This window comes from Bacillus sp. FSL H8-0545 (assembly GCF_038006105.1).
In the GTDB taxonomy this organism is placed as follows: domain Bacteria; phylum Bacillota; class Bacilli; order Bacillales; family Bacillaceae_G; genus Bacillus_A; species Bacillus_A cereus_U.
Map to the genome: position 1 here is coordinate 822,015 of NZ_JBBOUO010000001.1, position 16,300 is coordinate 838,314.

The window sequence follows — 16,300 nt, forward strand, 5'->3', positions numbered from 1 at the left end:
TTTTGTTTTTATGATTTCAATTCAACATTTACAAAAAAGTTTCGGAGATAATACCGTACTAAAACATATAGACTTATCAGTTGAGAAGGGCGAAGTTGTTGTTATTATTGGGCCATCTGGATCTGGTAAAACGACATTCTTACGTTGCCTCAACGTGTTAGAAACGCCGAACGCTGGTAGCATTCGCATCGGTAATAAAGAGCTCGATTTCTCTCAAAAAGTATCGAAGAAAGATATTGTAAATCTTCGTACGCAAACAGGTATGGTATTCCAGCACCATAATCTATTCCCACATTTAACAGCAATTCACAATGTAATGGAAGGGCTCGTTACAGTGAAAAAGATGGGGAAAGAAGAAGCGAAGAAAAAAGCGAACTACTTCCTTGAAAAAGTTGGTCTTGCGGATAAAGTAGACTTATATCCGTTCCAATTATCAGGTGGACAACAACAGCGCGTTGGAATCGCTCGTGCGCTTGCGATGGAGCCGGAAGTATTACTATTTGATGAGCCAACGTCAGCACTTGATCCGGAGCTAGTTCAAGAAGTTTTAAAGGTTATGAAAGAGCTTGCTAAAGAAGGAATGACGATGGTCATTGTAACGCATGAAATGCGCTTTGCTCATCAAATTGCGAACCGTGTTATTTTCATGGATGGCGGTGTCGTTGTCGAACAAGGTACACCGGAAGATGTATTTACAAATCCAAAAGAAGAACGAACGAAGAAGTTTTTACAAATGTTGCAGTAAATTAAGGAAGGTCTCAGGGCATATGCCCTGAGACCTTTTTGCCATATATATTTATTTTTGGAATCCGCCAAGGCTTTGCTCAGCCATTGCAACTAGACGTTTTGTAATTTCTCCACCAACAGAACCGTTAGCGCGAGCCGTAGAATCTGCTCCTAATTGTACACCAAATTCTTGAGCGATTTCGTACTTCATTTGATCGATTGCTGCTGTTGCACCTGGTACTACTAATTGATTGTAAGAACTTTGGTTTGCCATAGGAATATATCCTCCTTAGAGTTATAAAAGTTTTTTGGTTGGACTAGCTGGATTTGAACCAGATTATCGCCCCGTTTGGCGCTAATCCATCGGTAATTAAGTTTGTACTCATAGTATGGATGTTACCTAGAAAGATATACAAAAAAATAATTTGTAAATTTTGTAAAAAATATTTCATCATTTCGTAAATTATGAAATAAGAGTAATCGTTGTATTTTTAAGAAAGAAGGCTAAACTAAGAGCGAAATCATATGCGTTTTTTCATTGTATAACCAGCTTGGCTTACTTAACTTATGATTTGTTAAAGTGAGAAAAATTCCAGCTTAGTAAAATGAAAACTAAATCGGTATTAACTGCATAGTTCTGTTTTAACTCGGGATGGGGCAGAAAAAGGAACTAACCGCGTCTACGCAAGGCTAGATGCTCTCTCCAATCTAAAAAAGAGAGGCTTTTAAACGAAAATATAATTAAAGTGAGAAAAATTCCAGCTTAGTAATATAACACCTAAAAAGGCATCAGCTGCATAGTTCTGTTTTAACCCGGGATGGGGCAAGAAAAAGGAACTAACCGCTCCTATGCAAGGCTAGATGCTCTCTTTAACCTAAAAAAAGAGGCTTTTTAATTGTTTTTAAACGATAACGTATGGAGGAATAACGATGGGAATTTGCCCGCTTTGCAACGCGCTAGAATCACAAACATATTCTTGTCAAAATTGCCAAGGAATACTCCAAGATTATGGGAAAGCTGTAGATTACATAGATGATTACAGTGCATATATGGATCAGGAATTATTAAGTGCGGTAGACGGTTTAACACATAATAATTCAAATGAGTGCTGCAATCATATTTTTTATTGCGGAGTATGTAATGTGGAAACGGAAGTTGTAGTGAAGTTTGTATAAATAGAAAACTTCCACCTTATGAGTGAGGTGGAAGTTTTTGTTTTTGTATTTGTGAGTTAATCATAGGGGACGGGATATTTCCGGTGTCAGGTGCAGTATTCGATTGGATTTGAGATGTTTTTTCTTTCGGACCGCACAAAGAATGTTCAGTTAAATAGATGGCATATTCATAAAATAATTGACGCGTAAGTTCACTTTGTTCTTTTAACTTTTCATCTTGGAATACAGTTCGCCCCGGTTTAGAATTTGCTTCAAATAGCCACGGATTTTCCGCGGTGTCTAAACCAATGTCAAAACCAATTTCTCCAATGTTCCCGGTTACTTGTTGGTCGAGTGCATAACTGATTTGTAAGGCTGTTTGTTTTAGTTTATTTTCAATTTGAACTTGCTTTGTTGAATCAGGAAACAGTTCCTGAAGTAATTTCGTATCACCACCGCTATTTACATGAGTTGTTAAGCTACCTTTGCCGGCGATTTTTGCGACGATTGCACTGACGACCCAATTACCAAAATGATTTTTATTTGTATGAATGCGAAAATCGACGGGTTGCCCTTCGAAGCGGAGCAGTGAGATACCTTGTTGTACGATAAACTTTTTTAAATCATGTCCTTTTAACACATGGTTAAGAAGTGCTTCTAATGATTGATACTTTCTTAGTTTATTTTGTTCATTTTCACGATAACGACAATAGTAGCAATTATCAGTTTGAGAATAGAGTATTTGATGAATATTTCTTCCGAAGCTACCGTGTATTGGTTTCATATAAATGTACTTATACGTACCGAGAAGTCGTTCTACTTGTTCAAAATGTTGAAATACTTCTGTATTTGGTAAGAATGGTTTAATTGAATCTTCTTTCATTAAAAGTTGATGCACTTCCCATTTATTGAAAAATCCCGGATTAAACCACGGAATCGCATAGTCGCTTTCTAAACGTTTTTTTGCTCTTACGATAGGTTTGTAATTTTCTGCTTGCCGATTTGGTAAACGGTCGTAAATGACATTTGGTAAAGGGACTTTGTTTTTTACCCATTTGCTTTCTTGAAAGAAGTACCCTTCAATTGTTTCCTCTTCCCAGTTTATATGTTGAATGCCAAAGACAAATACAAAGGGCTGCAATGTGAATGGTGGTGTTAGTAACTCGCCGAGAGAGATGGAACGATTCCCTAAAGGAGAATTAGAATCATCGTTAAAGCCAGTTGTGAAAATCCCGATTAATGGACCGAAAACAATGGTTTGATTTTGTATGAAGGCATGGATTGTTGCTGAATGCGGTAGTAAAAGTTTAGCAGCAATTTGTTCTCCAATAATGATTTCTCGAGTGAATGAATAATGAATTTTAATACTCTCACATGTAATATAACGTAAGCCAAAGGAAAGGGATGTAATTGGTGGTGTAATAGAAAAAACGTAAGGTAAAGTAATACTATTTGGATTCTCATCTGAAATACTTAATGTATATATGTGCTCTTTCAACGGGGATTTCCTCCTTTCGTTATGGTGTAAATCGGCTAAACTTTAATGGACCATGAAAAATTTGTTCAGCGAGTTCGTCGTTGTACCTAGTATAAACTTCGTAAGACGGCATCGTATTGACGTACATAAGCCAAATGGCACCTTTTTGATCCATAATGGTAGAAAGCTCTAATTCAAATAATGACGAATAGGACTGATCGAGTGTTTTAAACACTTCATTTACAACATCATGTAAAGCATCTTTCAATAATTGAACACCAGTTGAAGAAAGCAAATATTTAATTTTGGAAAATGGATGTAACATGGACCGCTCTGTTACTGAAAGTAAAAATTGCGCTGGGAATGAAGACTTTTGTATGAATTGACCAAGTACTTCCCAATTCTGTTCTTTGTTTTTTTGCATAATGGTTCGAATATGAATTGGATATGATAGTTGATTTGGAGGTTGTAACATTGGATGGATCATATAATGGGATGAGTGTACGTTCGATTTGCACCATGATATAAAGTCATCTGTTCGTTTGAACTTAGTAGAAGTACAATGCTGTTCATTTATTGTATCGATATGAAATGTTTTATGTTTGTAAGTGACTCGATATAAATTTTCATTAGAGTGTATATTGATAGGACGTATAACAATATCTCTTGTTTCTAGTAGTAATTTGAAAATTCCTTGGACCGTTCCTTTTTTTATTTTTGGAATGTAAGGAGAAAGACGTTTATTAGTAAGAAAAAGATTGTGTAAATCACTTGGATTAATAAGAGTGTTATTTAAAAAAGTAGTCGAGGAACGTTTGCGTAATGAATGAATAATCGATTTTGCTTGTTGGAATGCTTTATCCTCCTTGAAATGACAGCGATCATATATATATGAAGGAATGGGAAAGGTTTGATCTATCCAATTTCCTGTATCTGTATCGTAAATAAGACCAGAAACAAGATCTGTCTTTGAATCAATGCTAAACGGTGTGAATTGGGCAACGACGTTATGATAAAGACGAGCTCGCTTAGCGATTTGGGTGTAATACATTTGCTCGTGATGAAATTTAGAAGTTAAAAGACCAAGAACCAACGAAACCACTCCTTTATTAACAGGATGTTTGCATAATAGGCGAAGCTATATATTGCAAATACATTTTTATACCATTATACTTTTGTCCGTATGATGATATGCTATAGTTTTGGAGAAGTGAAAGGTTGATTATGATGAATATATGGTTGAATATGCTAACAACGACAGGACTCGGGGCGATTATTGGAGGGTACACGAATCATTTAGCAATAAAAATGTTATTCCGTCCTCATCGTCCTATTTATATTGGGAAGTTTCAAGTTCCATTTACGCCAGGGTTAATTCCGAAGCGTCGTGATGAGCTTGCTGTTCAATTAGGGAAAATGGTTGTAGAACATTTGTTAACACCAGAAGGAATCGGAAAGAAATTAACAAATGAAGAGTTTCAAGCCAGTTTAATTCGCTGGGCACAAGTGGAAGTTGATAAAGTAATTACGAATGAACAGTCGTTACGGGATATGTTAGAAAAATGGAATTTAGAACATGTAGAAGAAGAGGCGATTCAAAAAATTGAACATGTTATTACAGAAAAAATTCATGCATTTTTAGCAGAGTACTATACATATACATGGGAACAGGCTTTACCTCATTCTGTTCATGAAAAAGTAGAGAATACGATTCCGAATGTAGCATCTTTTATTTTGAAAAGAGGAATTCGCTTTTTTGAAAGTGAAGAAGGAAAGGCACGCCTTTCAAAAATGATTGATGAATTTTTCGCTTCCAGGGGAACGCTGCTTAATTTAGTCGGTATGTTTTTAGGGAATGTAAGTTTAGTGGATCGTGTGCAGCCGGAAGTGATTAAGTTTTTAGGACAAGATGGAACAGAGCGGCTGTTAACTGATGTACTGCAAAAAGAATGGGAAAAGTTAAAAGGAAGAGGCGTACAAGAATTAGAAACGTTTGTAGAGAAAGAAATGATTGTGAAATCCATATTGTCAGCTGTTAAAGTAGAGGAAACGGTGAGTAAATTTTTAAATCAATCTGTGCAGAAAGTATGTGAACCAGTTCGAGAAACAATCGTTGAAAAAGTGCTTCCTAGCGCAGTAGAGAAAGGCTTGAAGTGGGGAACAGAAAATGTAGCGAGCATACTAAACAATCTACAGCTTGCGGAAATTGTCCAGCAAGAAGTAGCTACATTTTCAACAGAGAGACTAGAAGATCTCGTATTGTCCATTACAAAAAATGAGTTAAAAATGATTACATATTTAGGGGCGTTACTAGGAGGAACAATTGGATTTATTCAAGGATTGCTACTCTTGTTCCTTAAGTAATAAAGATGGGGACATAGAAATAAAAGTGAAAATTCTTCACATCTCTTGCATAGTTTGATATGGTAAGAAGAGGTGCCTATGTAAAGGCACGTAAAAGGCAGTGCGAGCGAAAAGCGCTAGCCTTCTAAAGGAGGAAAAATAAAATGACAAAAAACATTCATGATGTTGCATATGAATTACAAAAAGCAATCGCTGAAAACGAAGATTTCCAAACATTAAAAGCAAGCTACGCAGCAGTACAAGGAGATGCAGAGTCAAAGAACTTATTCGAAGAGTTCCGCACGATGCAACTTGGCCTACAACAAAAAATGATGCAAGGTCAAGAAATCACTGAAGAAGACAACCAAAAAGCACAAGAAGTTGTAGCTCGCATTCAACAAGATGCTAAAATCACAAAGTTAATGGAAACTGAGCAACGTTTAAACATCGTTATCACTGACGTTAACAAAATCATCATGCAGCCACTTGAAGAATTATATAGCGCGCAACAACAAGCTTAATAGTGGAAGACGCTCCTAGTATGGGGGCGTTTTTTTTTATGTATACCATTAAGTTTATTAAAGCGCTTTGTGAAAGAAAAACCTGTCTTGAACAAGTTATCAACTTGTGTGAGTTTGTTTAATTTGTAAAATGAAACCCCAATTTTGAAGCAAAAGAAATATAAATTTCTCTCCAAACATATACATCAAAAGGGTAGGGGGGATATGATGGGAAACTCAATTACTATTAGTTTATGCATGATTGTAAAAGATGAAGAACAGACTATATCAAAATGCTTAGAATCGGTCAAAAGTGTTGTGGATGAAATTATTATTGTAGATACAGGTTCAACAGATGCTACAAAAGAGATTGTGAAGAAGTACGATGCGAAAGTTTATGATTTTCAATGGATTGAAGATTTTTCAACGGCACGAAATTTTGCATTTTCTAAAGCTACAAAAGAATATATTCTTTGGCTAGACGCAGATGACATAATAGGTACGGATGATGGAAAGAAATTGCTACAGTTAAAACGTACGTTAGATCGTAGTACGGATGCAGTATCTATGAAATATTATTTAACTTTTGATATAGAAGGAAATCCAACACATTCTTTAAGGAGATATCGATTAGTCAACAGAAGTAAAAATTTTCAATGGTATGGATTTGTTCATGAATATTTAGAGGTGTATGGAAATCTTATAAATAGTGATGTAGGGGTAAGTCATAAAAAAGAAAAAGCATATACTAATCGTAATTTGAAAATATATGAAAAACATATTGAGAGTGGAAAAGAATTTAGTCCCCGCGATGTGTACTATTATGCAAATGAATGTAAGGATCACGGATTATATGATAAGGCTGTTAAGTGGTATTCAAGGTTTTTAGATGAAGAAAAGGGTTGGGTTGAAGATAATATTCAAGCTTGTTTAAAAAGAGCCGAATGTTATTTTGAATTGGGGGACTTAAAAAAATCTATCCATTCTTGTTTACAATCATTTATGTATGACACACCTAGAGGAGAACTTTGTTGCCACTTAGGACGTGTATTTTTGCAACAAAGTGAATATGCCAAAGCAATATATTGGTACCATGCAGCAATTGACGGACCGCGATCAAAAGATTCTCCATTTGTCCGGGAAGAGTGTCATACATGGTTGCCGCATATTCAACTATGTATTTGTTATGATCGAATAAAAGAATATGAAAAGGCAATTTATCACAACGAACAAGCTGCACAGTTTATACCTAATAATCCGAGTATTGAATATAATAGAAAATATTTTGATGGTTTATTTAAAAAATAGTATTTAATAATACTAGATAATTATTTCGGTTGCTGAGAGGAGTCTGATTCATGCTCACAAGTATAATTATATTAACTCATAATCAATTACAATACACAAAAGAATGCATCCAAAGTATTAGAACTTATACAGTGGAACAAGAGTATGAGTTAATAGTTGTGGACAATGCATCAACAGATGGTACTGTAGAATGGTTACAAAAACAATCGGATATTATACTAGTGGAAAATGCAGAAAATATGGGTTTTCCAAAGGGATGCAACCAGGGAATTAAAAAGGCAAAAGGTGATAATATTCTATTATTAAATAATGATGTGGTCGTAACTAAAAATTGGTTAAGAAACTTAATTCGGTGTTTGTATGAAAACGAAGATACTGGAGCTGTAGGACCCGTCACTAATAATGCTGCTTACTATACTGCTATACAAACCTTTTATAAGGATATTCAAGGGATGCAGAATTTTGCAACTTTATATAATCAAAGTGATAAAAATAAATGGGAAGAACGTATGAAATTAATAGGATTTTGTATGCTTATAAAAAAATCAGTGTTAGATGAAGTTGGAGTATTAGATGAACGATTTACACCAGGGAATTATGAAGATGATGATTTGTCGTTAAGAATTTTTGAAAAGGGATATAAATTGTATTTATGTAAAGATACATTTATTCATCACTATGGAAGCGTATCGTGGAGAGAAGACAGTGTTAACTTTTCCATAGTTTTACATGCAAATAATATAAAATTGTATGAAAAATGGGGATTTTATGGTGAAAGTTTATACATTCATTATGATTTACTAGCAATTGTAGATCGATTTGCGCCTGATCAAGTAAATATTCTTCATATAGGAGCTGGATGTGGTGCAACTTTATTAGAAATGAAAAGGCGTTACCCGGCAGTTTCCACATTCGGTGCAGAAGTTAATGAAAAAGCGGCAGCTCTTGCAAATAGGGTAGGTCCTACAACTTCTAGCGAGTATGACAAGTTACACGAGGTATTTAAAGATGAAAAATTCCAGTACATTCTATTATCACATCCTATTGAGCCAGCGCAATTACCTCATGTCATACAATCTATTTCTCAGCTTTTAACGCCAACAGGAACTTTCATTATGACGAAATTCAATTTAGATAATTATAATGCATTAAAAAATTCATAAGAAAATTAATGTTTTTTTAGGTTCCTCTTCGGAGGTGAACTGTATTTGGGAATTTTGGAGAGGAAATGGTTCCTTCTATATATACAAAACCGAAATCCGAGCCCGGATTTCGGCTTTTCGATGTGTGATGAAATACGAAATTACTTTCGTATTTTTGTTAGTTTGGTCACTTGCAAATATACAGGATGGGGCAGTTCAAAGTCAGTGAAACATTATAGGATAGCTCCTTTACTTTGAAACACACGGATGCTTTTCATAATAAAACCGCCATGGATAGTGAACGGCTTCTTCTGCATAATCAATATTAATACGAGGACCAGCTAGTATGTTATGTGTGGATGATAAATGGCCTTCTTCAGGAACTAATTCAATATGTAACGTATCACTTTGAAGTGATACGCCGCGCTCTTCTAAAGTGATTCCGAGTGCGCGGCATAGTTTTCCGGGTCCATTTGTTAAGTTTTTATACTGAGCTTTCGTAATGTCAGTTTTGTTGTAGCGCGCTAGTGTCATGTCTTCGATTCCGTCTACAGGTTCAAGAGCACGAATAAGAACTCCTTGCGGGGTGCCGATTGGTGCTGTAATTACGTTAAAGCAATGATACATACCGTAAATTAAATATACGTAAGCATGCCCTGGTGCGCCGAACATTACTTCTGTTCGATTAGTCCGTCTTCCTCCGTAACTATGAGCGGCCTTATCATCTGGACCTTTGTATGCTTCTACTTCTACAATAATTCCGCTTCGCTTTATGTCGTCTACAATATGAACGAGTTTATGCCCGAGTAACTTCTTTGCGACCTCTAGCGTATCGCCTTCATAAAAAGAAGGTGGTGCCTGCATTGTACTATCTCCTTTGCTAGTCGTATATGTATATAGTAAACCAAATTTTGAGTAGTAATTCTAACTCGTTCTATTTACTACATTTATTTCATAAATTATGGATAGAGTACAACAGCGAAGAGGGGGAGTGCGACATGATTTATCGCTTACTAGCTCTTAATATAGATGGGACACTACTATACAACAACGGAAAAATCGCAAAAGGGTTACGGGAGACAATTGACTTTGTGAAAAGAAAAGATGTATACGTTACATTATTTACGAATCGTAATTTTCAATCTGCTCATAAAATAGCGAAGGCGTTAAAATTAGATTCTATATTAGTTACACACGGTGGAGCTTTCATTTCAGCAACGTTAGATAAGCCGTTCGCTCAAAGGAGATTATCTGAAGAGAAAACCTTTAATATTGTGCAAGTGTTAGAGCATTTTGATTGTAATGTTCGCATTTCTCATGAAAGATATTCAATTGGGAATCGTGAGAGAAATACACCAAACTTAATTGCGCGTACTGTATTATCAAGCGCAGATCCGTTATTTTATCCGGTTCAATTTGTAGATTCGCTAGGGGATGCCCTGCGTGATCATCCAGTAGCTGCACCAAAAATTGATATTGTTTTCCATACGAAAGGTGAAAAAGAAAGAGGGAGGAATACGTTAAGAAAGGCATTTCAAGATGTAGAGTACGTCGAGTGTGATGCGAGGCGTATAGAAATTCTCCCTCAAAATGTATCAAAACTACGTGGTTTACAATTACTTGGGGAGCATTTAAATATTAACCTTAGTGAAATGGTTGCGATTGGAGACAGCACAGAAGACTTAGAGGTAATTGAAAATGTTGGCCTTGGGGTAGCAATGGGGAACGCTCCGGTAGAATTAAAGCAAGCCGCAGACTGGATTACACGTTCTAATACTGAGAACGGCGTAGAGTATATGATTAAAGAGCATTTTCGTAAGCAATTCCCGCTTCCTTTTTTAAAGAATCATAAACATACACCGAAACGATGAAAGAAAAAGGCTTTAAAATGGGAACTGTATCTGAGATCTATACAATTCCTTTGAATACTTTAGGCAACTATTGATGTTGTCAAAACTTTATGACGTGAATGCATCAAGTTGTATAATCTTAGCGGCTGCAACTGGAGAACTAAGCGAAGGTTTAGAAAAACCACCAACAACAGAAAGCTTCCAGTTACAAGGTGTAGTACACATTCTCTGCCACTTATAGGTGTGATTTTTCTGTTACTTGGAATACGTTTAAGATTTATGACTAAAAATAGTTGATAGATGTATAAAAGGCAAAAGAGATAATATTATCTCTTTTGCCTTTTAAGTTAATACAGAAGGATTAAAGTAAAAACATTTAGTTATAAATATTTTTAAGCTTCAATCACGTTAAGCATTCTGTTTATAAATGCAGCAGCGTGAGCGCGTTGTGCCGGTCCTTTTGGTATGAATTGATTTTGGTCATCACCTTTTACAATTCCATACCCGTAAACTCTTTGTAGTTCTTCTTTAGCATAGATTAAGTCTTTGTCTACGAATGGTAGTTCAACTGGTTTTGCAAAAATACCAGCATATTTTAGTGCGCGGTCAATCATAATAACAGCTTCTTCGCGTGTAATTGTAGTATTTGGATCAAAGGTATTATCACCACGTCCGCGGATTATGCCTGCGCTTGCTGCACGATTAATACCGTCTCTTAAAGATGGATGTACTTGTTCTAAGTCTGTGAAATTAGCATTTCCATTTGGTAATTGTAAAGCACGAGTAATTAATGTAGCAAATTCAGCACGCGTTACAAGACGTTCTGGGAAGTACTTGCCGTTCCCTTCTCCTTGCATAATGCCTCTAGCTGCTAATTGACGAATGTCTTGTTCATACCATCCACCTGTAATGTCATCAGTTACTGGATCTTTTCGGTTTTCCTTATAGTATGTTTCAGTTCCTTTTAAGAAAGCATCCCATTGTCCGCGTTGAATCATATATGCAGGGCAGTTTTTTCCTGACCAAAATTGGTGTTTTTGGACATTATCTAGAGAAATATTTAATTCGTTCATTAAATAAGCTGCCAATTTACGGGCATTCTCTACCGCTTTTTCATAGTTTCCATCTTGATTAACGGCAATTTCAATTCCGATAGATTCATAGTTTCCAGTTTTATTTCCAGCATGCCATCCAACTTCATTTACTGGAAGATGTTGATAAATTTCTTTATCATCTACTGTGAAATGCCAAGATGCGGCGCGATCAGCTGTTCCGCGTGCTTGTCTATCTAAGAATTTTGCATGACTTAGAGCATTGGCACCTTTTTCTGGATTAGCCGTTTCGTGAATCGTAATATATTTAGGTACCATCGCGTAGCCAGGGCGAATATCGTCATTTCCTTTTGGGACAATCATTTCTTTAAATGTAACGCCATAAATATTGTTTGTTTGTAGAGTAGCTGGAGCTCTCAATAAATTGCTTTTAGCAGAACGGCCGTTTTTTAATAATGAAGCTTTTGTGCCTTCAAACGTAGCAGAAGGTGCATAAATCCATTTTGATGTTTCATTTATTTGGACTTTAAACCAATTTCCTGCTTGTTCAGTAGGAATAATTACTTGTGGCTGCAGTTTATCCTCTTCTTTAAACGATTGGAATGGTAATGAATGTATGGAAGCTTCTTCTTTCACAATTAATTTTTGATTAGATAGTTTATGAATCTCTTGAACTTCTAAGCTATTATCATTGTTATTTATCCACCCAGCGCCAGCTGGAGTTGTTATGTAGTATGCATTCCCTTTTTTCTTTGTCGCCATTACTACTTGTTCTGTAACCTCTACATTCGATTTGTTTTTTAAATCACTTGAGTCATATAATGAATGTTTTTTTGATGTGTATAGTAGGAATTCGCCAGTGACCTCGATATCCTCTTCATGTGTGCTATGCTCTTTAACATGTTCTTCAATACTTTTGAAAACTTGCTCATCCGTATATACTTCCGCGGATTTTTCAGCACTCTCTGCAAATGAATAAGTAGGTGCCATAACAGTTTGTAATGCAAGAGAGAGGGTTAAAACGCTATAAAGTTTCTTTTTCATATTTGTTTTTAACACATTAGATTGTTGAATCTTGTGTTAATATTCCTCCTTTATATATTTTATTTTTTGCTAAGCCTTAATTTAGCACTACTAAATTTTAACAAGAGTCAATCAGTGTGTCTATATATCTAAATAACATTCGAGAAAAAATATATGTAAGAGAAACAGGTAAAACCTTCTGTATTGACCTGTAAACGCCCTTCAAGTAAACTAAAGGGAGTTTGTAAATGAAAAGGTGATAATGTTGTTAATTTCAATTAAAACGTTACAAGATGATCGTTTTTTACGTCCGCTGCAAAATATTGGCGGCTTATTTTTTGAAGATAGTACGATTGGATTTGAACAAGAGGAAGCAAATCTTATCGTTGATATACACATTGAAGAGAATGTGAAAGCATCGGCTCGTTTAACAGATGTTGCAACCGGAAATGTGTATGAAGAAACATTCGCAAAAGATTTATCTGCTTTCACAGAAGAAAAAGAACGTATGAAGCAAGTGAAACATGTTGTTTCTTACGTATATCTTTCTGTACTTCAACAGCTAACTGGACTTGAACAGAGCTGGGGAATATTAACTGGGGTACGACCAACGAAACTTCTTCACAAACTGCTTCAAAATGGTATGTCAAAAGAAGAAGCGCATAAAGAACTTCGTGAAAGTTATTTAATTCATGAAGAAAAAATTGAGCTTCTTCAGCGTATCGTTGATTGCCAATTAGCGGTTGTTCCGGATTTATACCGTTTGAAAGAAGAAGTAAGTATTTACATCGGTATTCCGTTTTGTCCTACAAAATGTGCGTACTGTACGTTCCCGGCTTATGCAATTAACGGACGCCAAGGATCAGTTGATTCGTTCTTAGGCGGGTTACATTATGAAGTTCGTGAAATTGGTAAGTTTTTAAAAGAAAAAGGTGTTACAGTTACGACGATTTATTACGGCGGTGGTACGCCGACGAGTATTACAGCAGAAGAGATGGATATGCTGTATGAAGAAATGTACGAAGCGTTCCCTGATGTGAAAGATGTACGTGAAGTAACAGTTGAGGCAGGTCGTCCAGATACGATTACACCAGAGAAGCTAGAAGTGTTAAATAAATGGAACATTGACCGTATTAGTATTAATCCGCAGTCATACCATCAAGAAACACTAAAGGCAATTGGACGTCATCACACTGTAGAAGAAACGATTGAGAAGTATCATTTAGCACGTGAAATGGGAATGAACAATATTAATATGGATTTAATTATTGGTCTTCCTGGTGAAGGATTAGACATCTTTAAGCATACGTTAGATGAAACAGAAAAGTTAATGCCAGAATCGTTAACAGTTCATACGTTATCATTTAAACGTGCTTCTGAAATGACGCAAAACAAACGTAAATATAAAGTAGCAGGTCGCGAAGAAATTACTGCGATGATGCATGAGGCGGAAGAGTGGACGAAGAACCATAATTACGTGCCATACTATTTATATCGTCAAAAAAATATTTTAGGTAACTTAGAAAACGTTGGGTATGCAATACCGACGCAAGAAAGTATCTACAATATTGTTATTATGGAAGAAGTACAATCGATTATCGGACTTGGTTGCGGGGCATCAAGTAAATTTGTTCACCCACAAACAGGAGCAATTACACACTTTGCAAATCCGAAAGATCCAAAATCATATAACGATGGCTTCGTGAAATATACAGAAGATAAACTGAAAATTTTAGAAGAGCTATTCGTTTAAGGAGAAGGGGGTTGTTCCAATGTGGAACAACCTCTTTTTATATTGTCAGTTTTTGTCGGTAAGTCGATATATTCAAAAAATCGCCGATATAATTTCATTTACCATCAAACGGTCCATTTGTAAAACTATGTCGATAATAATCAGAAAAATTAGTCAAATTATTAGAGGACAATGTCTACTTATAGACGAAATGATAGATTTATGAAAGAGAAAAGGGGGAAATTGTTGGCATGTACATGACGATAGGGAGAATTTTTGATTTGGCAGTTGGCAAATATCCGAATAAAGAGGCGTTAGTAGAACCAGAAAAAAATATTCGCTGGACATATAAACAGTGGGATGAGCAAATAAATAAAACGGCGCAAGCTCTATTGAAAGAAGGAGTAAGAAAGGGAGATTGTGTATCTGTTTACTTATATAACTGTCGTGAATTTGTAAACGTTTACTTAGCCTGTGCCAAAATTGGAGCGATCTTTAATCCAATTAATTTCCGCTTAAAAGCAAAAGAATTATCGTATATCCTCCAAGATGCAGCCTCGAAAGTAGTTGTCTTTGAAAAAGCAGTTGAATCAACTGTTGCGATGATTGAACGAGATTTTCCAAATTCGTCTTTTTGGTATGTAGAAGACGATACACCTTCCTATGCTAGTTCTTACCATGAAAAAGTAAATGAAGCATCAGCTGAAAAAGTAGATATTGTAGTCGATGAAATGGATTATTGCTCTATGCTTTATACGAGTGGTACGACGGGTCATCCGAAAGGCGTACTACATCGCCATCGTGATATGGCTGAGCATAGTATGATTTGTACGTATTTCATAAAATATAACAGGGATAGTGCCGGACTTGTGGTAGCGCCTTTATATCACTGCGGCGAGTTAAATGCTGGAATCATACCGCGCATTCAAGTTGGTGGAAAGAATGTTATTTTACATCATTTTGATACGGATAGAGTATTACATACCATTCAAGAAGAGAAGATTACGACGTTTTTTGCAGCACCAACGATGTGGAATATGTTACTGCAAAAAGATCTAGCCGAGTATGATTTAACTTCGATGAAGATCGGTGTATATGGCGGGGCTGCGATGGCTCCAGCGCTAGTGAAGGAATGTAAAGAGCGTCTTTATATTGATCTTGTCCAAATTTATGGAATGACAGAAATGGGACCGGTTGTTGCGTTTCTCGTAGAAGAGGATCAAATTACGAAAGCTGGTTCAGCAGGAACACCGTGCTTTAGCCATGAAATTCGAATTGTCAAACCGAACGAAGATGCACCAGCAGAGCCAGATGATATGTTGCCCCCTTATGAAGTAGGGGAAATTATTTTACGCGGACCGACTATGATGGCTGGTTATCATAATCGAGAAGAAGCAAATAAAAAATCGATGTATAAAGGATGGTATCATTCTGGTGATTTAGGCTACTTCGATAAAGACGGTTATTTATTCGTTGCAGATCGCGTTGATGATATGGTAATTAGCGGTGGTGTAAATATTTACCCTCGTGAAGTGGAAGATTTCCTTCATAGTCACCCAGGTGTATTAGATGTTGCAGTACTTGGTGAGCCAGATGAACTATGGGGAGAGCGTGTCGTTGCGGTTGTTGTAAAGAAAGATGAAAATATTTCAGAAGCTGATTTAGAAATGTATTGCAAAGAAAGTGATGAATTAGCAGATTATAAACGTCCGCGTCATTACTTATTTGTAGATGAACTTCCGCGTAATGCGAGCGGGAAATTACAAAAGTTTGTGCTGAGAGAGTCGTTGAAAGGCGCGAAAAACTAGGCGGTAGAGCAGTTATCTATACAAATAAGGCTATCTTTCTTAATAAGGAAAGGTAGCCTTATTATTGTGAAATTATTAAAAATGAGGAGATAGCAAGCTTAAAAAATTTGTATGTACCCTCTATTTATACTTACTTTTTATTATTATAGTAGGATATATTTTATTGCTTACTGTTTTAATTTTA

Annotated in this window: 15 protein-coding genes; 10 read left to right on the top strand and 5 right to left on the bottom strand. The window is 36.0% G+C overall.

Features of this window, described 5'->3' with window-relative positions; translation table 11 throughout:
- Positions 1–10: 10 nt before the first annotated feature.
- Positions 11–745, top strand: a complete 735-nt coding sequence (locus tag MHI07_RS04300) for an amino acid ABC transporter ATP-binding protein (RefSeq protein ID WP_002201630.1) — start codon at positions 11–13, stop codon at positions 743–745.
- A gap of 51 nt (positions 746–796) precedes the next feature.
- On the opposite strand, the gene sasP is transcribed toward MHI07_RS04300, so the two are convergent.
- Complete coding sequence (gene sasP / locus MHI07_RS04305) at positions 797–1,000, bottom strand: small acid-soluble spore protein, SasP family (RefSeq protein WP_000013349.1); 204 nt, start codon at positions 998–1,000, stop codon at positions 797–799.
- A gap of 656 nt (positions 1,001–1,656) precedes the next feature.
- Between sasP and MHI07_RS04310 the strand changes: the two genes are divergently transcribed.
- Positions 1,657–1,902, top strand: a complete 246-nt coding sequence (locus MHI07_RS04310; RefSeq protein ID WP_016103832.1) for a hypothetical protein — start codon at positions 1,657–1,659, stop codon at positions 1,900–1,902.
- 16 nt (positions 1,903–1,918) lie between these two features.
- Here the strand turns inward: MHI07_RS04310 and MHI07_RS04315 are convergent, their stop codons facing one another.
- On the bottom strand, positions 1,919–3,379 hold the full coding sequence (locus MHI07_RS04315) for a YheC/YheD family endospore coat-associated protein (protein WP_340822140.1): 1,461 nt from the start codon (positions 3,377–3,379) through the stop codon (positions 1,919–1,921).
- 19 nt (positions 3,380–3,398) lie between these two features.
- Positions 3,399–4,451 (bottom strand): YheC/YheD family protein, encoded by a 1,053-nt coding sequence (locus tag MHI07_RS04320; protein WP_215580646.1) that lies wholly within the window; start codon positions 4,449–4,451, stop codon positions 3,399–3,401.
- Positions 4,452–4,576: 125 nt separating this feature from the next.
- Between MHI07_RS04320 and MHI07_RS04325 the strand changes: the two genes are divergently transcribed.
- The 4 genes from MHI07_RS04325 (at position 4,577) to MHI07_RS04340 (ending at position 8,672) form a co-directional block, all read left to right on the top strand.
- Positions 4,577–5,722: a DUF445 domain-containing protein gene (locus MHI07_RS04325; protein WP_340822145.1), complete on the top strand. Its 1,146-nt coding sequence runs from the start codon at positions 4,577–4,579 to the stop codon at positions 5,720–5,722.
- A gap of 143 nt (positions 5,723–5,865) precedes the next feature.
- Positions 5,866–6,222: a YlbF/YmcA family competence regulator gene (locus MHI07_RS04330; RefSeq protein ID WP_002159128.1), complete on the top strand. Its 357-nt coding sequence runs from the start codon at positions 5,866–5,868 to the stop codon at positions 6,220–6,222.
- Between the two features lie 207 nt (positions 6,223–6,429).
- Positions 6,430–7,509 (top strand): tetratricopeptide repeat-containing glycosyltransferase family 2 protein, encoded by a 1,080-nt coding sequence (locus MHI07_RS04335; RefSeq protein WP_215580650.1) that lies wholly within the window; start codon positions 6,430–6,432, stop codon positions 7,507–7,509.
- A gap of 50 nt (positions 7,510–7,559) precedes the next feature.
- Positions 7,560–8,672 (top strand): glycosyltransferase, encoded by a 1,113-nt coding sequence (locus MHI07_RS04340; RefSeq protein WP_002159126.1) that lies wholly within the window; start codon positions 7,560–7,562, stop codon positions 8,670–8,672.
- A 228-nt stretch (positions 8,673–8,900) separates the two neighbouring features.
- On the opposite strand, the gene MHI07_RS04345 is transcribed toward MHI07_RS04340, so the two are convergent.
- A complete protein-coding gene (locus tag MHI07_RS04345; protein ID WP_070127979.1) occupies positions 8,901–9,515 on the bottom strand; it encodes a DNA-3-methyladenine glycosylase in 615 nt (204 codons plus the stop codon).
- Between the two features lie 134 nt (positions 9,516–9,649).
- On the opposite strand from MHI07_RS04345, the gene MHI07_RS04350 reads away from it, so the two are divergent.
- Positions 9,650–10,522 (top strand): Cof-type HAD-IIB family hydrolase, encoded by an 873-nt coding sequence (locus tag MHI07_RS04350; protein WP_340822150.1) that lies wholly within the window; start codon positions 9,650–9,652, stop codon positions 10,520–10,522.
- 73 nt (positions 10,523–10,595) lie between these two features.
- The gene (locus MHI07_RS04355) at positions 10,596–10,742 is read left to right on the top strand and encodes a hypothetical protein (RefSeq protein ID WP_171902545.1); all 147 of its coding nucleotides are present in this window, start codon (positions 10,596–10,598) and stop codon (positions 10,740–10,742) included.
- A 151-nt stretch (positions 10,743–10,893) separates the two neighbouring features.
- Here MHI07_RS04355 and MHI07_RS04360 read toward each other — a convergent pair whose 3' ends face one another.
- Positions 10,894–12,597, bottom strand: a complete 1,704-nt coding sequence (locus MHI07_RS04360; protein ID WP_215580652.1) for an S-layer homology domain-containing protein — start codon at positions 12,595–12,597, stop codon at positions 10,894–10,896.
- Between the two features lie 241 nt (positions 12,598–12,838).
- Between MHI07_RS04360 and MHI07_RS04365 the strand changes: the two genes are divergently transcribed.
- Together MHI07_RS04365 and MHI07_RS04370 are read left to right on the top strand one after the other, a co-directional pair.
- A complete protein-coding gene (locus MHI07_RS04365) occupies positions 12,839–14,329 on the top strand; it encodes a coproporphyrinogen III oxidase (protein WP_215580654.1) in 1,491 nt (496 codons plus the stop codon).
- 230 nt (positions 14,330–14,559) lie between these two features.
- A complete protein-coding gene (locus MHI07_RS04370; protein ID WP_215580656.1) occupies positions 14,560–16,116 on the top strand; it encodes a fatty acid--CoA ligase in 1,557 nt (518 codons plus the stop codon).
- The last annotated feature ends 184 nt before the right edge of the window (positions 16,117–16,300 follow it).

Coding starts and splice junctions, on each gene's coding strand:
- MHI07_RS04300 (WP_002201630.1), top strand. CDS start 11: ATGATTTCAATTCAACATTTACAAAAAAGTTTCGGAGATAATACCGTA.
- sasP (WP_000013349.1), bottom strand. CDS start 1,000: ATGGCAAACCAAAGTTCTTACAATCAATTAGTAGTACCAGGTGCAACA.
- MHI07_RS04310 (WP_016103832.1), top strand. CDS start 1,657: ATGGGAATTTGCCCGCTTTGCAACGCGCTAGAATCACAAACATATTCT.
- MHI07_RS04330 (WP_002159128.1), top strand. CDS start 5,866: ATGACAAAAAACATTCATGATGTTGCATATGAATTACAAAAAGCAATC.
- MHI07_RS04335 (WP_215580650.1), top strand. CDS start 6,430: ATGGGAAACTCAATTACTATTAGTTTATGCATGATTGTAAAAGATGAA.
- MHI07_RS04340 (WP_002159126.1), top strand. CDS start 7,560: ATGCTCACAAGTATAATTATATTAACTCATAATCAATTACAATACACA.
- MHI07_RS04345 (WP_070127979.1), bottom strand. CDS start 9,515: ATGCAGGCACCACCTTCTTTTTATGAAGGCGATACGCTAGAGGTCGCA.
- MHI07_RS04350 (WP_340822150.1), top strand. CDS start 9,650: ATGATTTATCGCTTACTAGCTCTTAATATAGATGGGACACTACTATAC.
- MHI07_RS04355 (WP_171902545.1), top strand. CDS start 10,596: ATGTTGTCAAAACTTTATGACGTGAATGCATCAAGTTGTATAATCTTA.
- MHI07_RS04360 (WP_215580652.1), bottom strand. CDS start 12,597: ATGAAAAAGAAACTTTATAGCGTTTTAACCCTCTCTCTTGCATTACAA.
- MHI07_RS04365 (WP_215580654.1), top strand. CDS start 12,839: ATGTTGTTAATTTCAATTAAAACGTTACAAGATGATCGTTTTTTACGT.
- MHI07_RS04370 (WP_215580656.1), top strand. CDS start 14,560: ATGTACATGACGATAGGGAGAATTTTTGATTTGGCAGTTGGCAAATAT.